Origin of the sequence: Anoxynatronum buryatiense (assembly GCF_900182905.1) — a bacterium.
GTDB classification, from domain to species: Bacteria; Bacillota; Clostridia; order Peptostreptococcales; family Tindalliaceae; genus Anoxynatronum; species Anoxynatronum buryatiense.
Genome location: NZ_FXUF01000033.1, coordinates 1 through 3,862 on the forward strand (window position 1 = coordinate 1; position 3,862 = coordinate 3,862).

General features: G+C 35.3%; 4 protein-coding genes and 1 pseudogene. All 5 read left to right on the forward strand.

The window, feature by feature from the left end; translation table 11 throughout:
* Positions 1–218: pseudogene (locus QOL74_RS18245) on the forward strand (IS1634 family transposase); the annotation flags it as partial.
* A gap of 119 nt (positions 219–337) precedes the next feature.
* Positions 338–976 carry an HAD family hydrolase gene (locus tag QOL74_RS18250; protein ID WP_283410939.1) on the forward strand — a complete coding sequence of 213 codons (639 nt, stop codon included), beginning with the start codon at positions 338–340 and terminating at the stop codon, positions 974–976.
* 173 nt (positions 977–1,149) lie between these two features.
* The gene (locus QOL74_RS18255; protein ID WP_283410940.1) at positions 1,150–2,067 is read left to right on the forward strand and encodes an alpha/beta hydrolase; all 918 of its coding nucleotides are present in this window, start codon (positions 1,150–1,152) and stop codon (positions 2,065–2,067) included.
* A gap of 259 nt (positions 2,068–2,326) precedes the next feature.
* Positions 2,327–2,641, forward strand: coding sequence for a DUF3784 domain-containing protein (locus tag QOL74_RS18260; protein WP_283410941.1), 315 nt, complete (start codon positions 2,327–2,329; stop codon positions 2,639–2,641).
* A 247-nt stretch (positions 2,642–2,888) separates the two neighbouring features.
* Positions 2,889–3,758 (forward strand): prenyltransferase/squalene oxidase repeat-containing protein, encoded by an 870-nt coding sequence (locus tag QOL74_RS18265; RefSeq protein WP_283410942.1) that lies wholly within the window; start codon positions 2,889–2,891, stop codon positions 3,756–3,758.
* Positions 3,759–3,862 lie beyond the last annotated feature (104 nt).

Genomic DNA, 3,862 nt, shown 5'->3' on the forward strand with positions numbered 1-3,862 from the left:
TATTCGTTGAGTTTATTGCTTTAATCTATTTGTCTTACGTGAAAAAGAAGATGCAGGATGCTGGCCTTTTCACCAAATGGACCCTCCAGGGTCTCATGGATGAACTGGATGCCATTGAGCTGTTTGAATCACCTGAGCATGGTCGCCTCCTGGGTGAGGTGACACAGAAACAGAAAGATATTTATGTAGCGTTAGGTGTGGATCCGCCCTCGTTATAAATTCCGGGAATGTAGGTTACAAAGTGTCCGTTTTTATGGGTTCAGTGCAGGCTCAAAAATTCATCAGCACGTGGCTCAGAAATTCGTTGACATTCGGAATTGTAAGGGAGAGACTCGATTTGAATAAAACTAAAACAGTTTGCTTTGATATGGATGGAACTTTGATTACCAATACAAATTCTGTAGAGTATCTTTGTTTTTTAAGTGGAAAAGCAGATGAAGTCAGAGATGTTGAAAAAAGAGAAGAACAAGACGAGATTTCTTGGATAGAAGCAGATTACATAAAAGCTAAATTATTTACTGGATTAGAGGTAAAGACAATAGAAGAAGAGTTTCAAAAACATATTATACTGATCAACAACATTGAAAAAGTAATAAATGAATTAAAAAACAATGGTATTTTAGTGATTTTGGTGACGGCTGGACCAGTACAAGTTGCAGCTGTTTTAGGAAAGATGTTTAAATTTGATAAAATTTATGGAAGTATATATGAAGTTGAAAATGGAATATTTACGGGGAAGATATTAAATCATTTAGGAGATAGTGGGAAGTTAGATAGCTTGGAGTCATTTTGTAATGAGCATGATATAAAATTAGATGATGTTGTTTCAATAGGAGATAGTGCGTCTGATATAAAAATATTTGAAAAAAGTGGAAAATCAATAGCGCTTAATTATTCTAATAAACTATTTGGAAGAGCTGATGTTTATATAAATACCAATGACTTGCTTGACATTATGAAACATATATTTCAGTGATGCTTTGTAGGCGTGATAACAATATATAACAAATGCTTAGCAGACGTCATAGGCTAATTATATAAGGAAGTCCGACGTCGCTAACCCTAAAAACGTTAGGCGAAATCTCATGATCATTTTTACATAGAGTATCGTTCAACTGAAAAACACAAATTATGAAAAGGGAGATTTAAATGAGTATTCAGGCTTGGATAATAAAAAAAATTATTAAGAAAGTTATACCTATGGATGAAGACTTTAACTTAAGAAGAAAAAAAACGGATCAATTAGCCAGAAAGTATTCAGTAGCAAATAATATCAAAATTCAACAGGTTAAGCTAGATGATGTGACATGTGAGTGGGCTTATCTAGAAAATGCACCACTAGATAAAGTCATTATATATTTACATGGTGGAGGATTTTGCATTGGATCCATAAATACATACAGACATTATACTAGTAGATTAGCTAAGGCGACTGGTATTAGAGTACTATATGTGGAATACAGGCTAGCTCCTGAGAATCCCTTTCCTGCGGCATTAGAAGATACAATTTCGGTATATCAAAGTCTTTTATCTCAAGGTATATCTTCTGAAAATATTATTCTTGTGGGAGATTCTGCTGGGGCAGGACTATGTTTATCTTCAACGTTAGCCTTGAGAGATAATGGAGACCCCTTACCAACAGCCCTTGTACTTTTCTCTCCGTGGACGGATCTCACCCTAACCTCTAAAAGCTTAGAAACCAATGTAAAAAGAGATCCATTAGTATTCGTTGACGACCAAAAAAACCTGGTGGCGGCTTATACACAGGGAAAAGACGTAAAAAACCCTTTGATTTCTCCGAGATTTGGTAATTTTAATGGATTTCCTGCAATACTTATACATACAGGTACTGATGAGATATTACTTGATGACTCATTAAATTTAGTAGAAAAGGCTAGGAAAGATGGCGTGGAAGCAACTCTCAAGTTATGGAAGGGGATGTTTCATGTTTTTTCAATTTTTCCTGATCACACCCCAGAAGGGAAAAAGTCGCTTAAGGAAGTTGTTGCGTTTATTCACAATAAATGGAGAACGAGTAATTTTGTCAGCTCCTCTAAAGTGCAATGAATATAAGATATATATGACGAACTTGACTTCGCCTAACAATGCACTCAGGTTCGCTTTGGCTTGAAAAGATAGCCAAAGCACATTTCTCAGCCCAAGATAAGAGCTATCTAAGGTTGAGAAATATCTTGAGTGTGAGGACGTTAGTTGAAACCACAATATCAGGGCAAGGAGTTGGGTCAATTAGTTTGTCTGGTGCTACTAAATATTAGATGTAAAAGGCGAAATCAAGATATTTACATAACCGGGAGGTGAGGCATATATGATATTTGAGCTGATTCTAATGTCAATTGTGGGTGTTATTTTTATTTGGATGGGTTTCTTAATATGGAAAAAAGAAAAAATTTCTTTAATTCACTCATATCACTATACAAAGGTGAAAGAAGAAAATAAAAAAGCGTATACAGAACAAATGGGAAAAGGCGTTACTATTATAGGTTTCGGTATCATTGTAACGGGCGTTATAGGTTATGTCACAAAAACTACTTATGATTGGATTTTTTTTGTATTGTGTTTTGTTTTAGGTTTTGTTTTCATAATTAAAGCCCAAAAAAAATATAATGGTGGAATGTTTTAGTTTCATATTATGTGGACGCTGTGAAGAAGTAATGTTAATTCTTATCACGTAATATCTTTTTAATGGGGCATAAGAAAGTGAGATGGGTTGTGGCATCAACTAACAATGCATTGCTGGCTCCGCTGTGCTCCGACCCAAACCTTTTCGCTGGGAGACAAGCACCGCCAAGGGGTATTCCTTTGGGGTCCAGTTCAGGAACGTCGGAATTCACGGGAACGTTGGGCGTTATATGAGGAGGCCAAAACACATGGATACAGCTTTAGTATTGAAACAAAAAATGGACTCGGGAGAGATTAAAGATTTCAGTCAAGCATTGTATTTTCTCAATAAATCAGAGATTGTGAAAGATTTATTGACTGATTTTGACTTTGATACTTTGAATTTGCTTAACAGATTGACGGAAATCGCAGAAATACCTTTTGCTCATCATCTTGAGAGAGTTCAAAAATGGAATAATAAACTTGCTGATTTGTCTTTCTGTGGAAACGGTTTCTCCATTACTGGAAAAAGTGATGATATATTGTCGTGCTATAATTCAATAATAACAAGTATTTTGATACGAATGGATTATTCGGGCAAAGATCGCATTGATAAAGGAATTGAATGGATTTTAAATTATCAGAACCTTGAACGAGGTTCAAAAAGTACCTGGACCGGTTCACGGATTTTAAAATATGGTGGTTGCATGAAGACAACGCCTTGTTATATTGGGATTGTAAAAGCTATGATAGTACTCACCGATTATAAAAAAAGTTCTGGTTACATAACGAACGAAAGAGCAGAAAAGAAATTGGAAACTGGATTGGAGTATATACTTGATCATCAAATTTATCTGCGACAATCTAATGGACAACCGATTACGAAAGATATAAATAAGCTGACATATCCGTTTTCATATAAAACTAACGTGATTGAGATACTCAGATTATTAAAAGACAATAATTTGGATTCGGATTCCCGTTGTGATTTGGCAAAAGAGTATATCCAATCGAAAAAGCAAAAGGATGGATATTGGAAAATAAATAGTTCATATTCTCCTAAATGCTGGATTCAATTTGATAAATCAAAAGAACCGGGATTGTGGATTAGTTATGAAATAGAGAGGTTGATGAATTGAAGATTATCCGGGTCTGTCAATAATTTTGTGCTTTTAACTATTGATCCCCTTACGGCAAATAACTGCTGACTCGATCCGGGAAGAATACCGATAGCTGAAGGAGG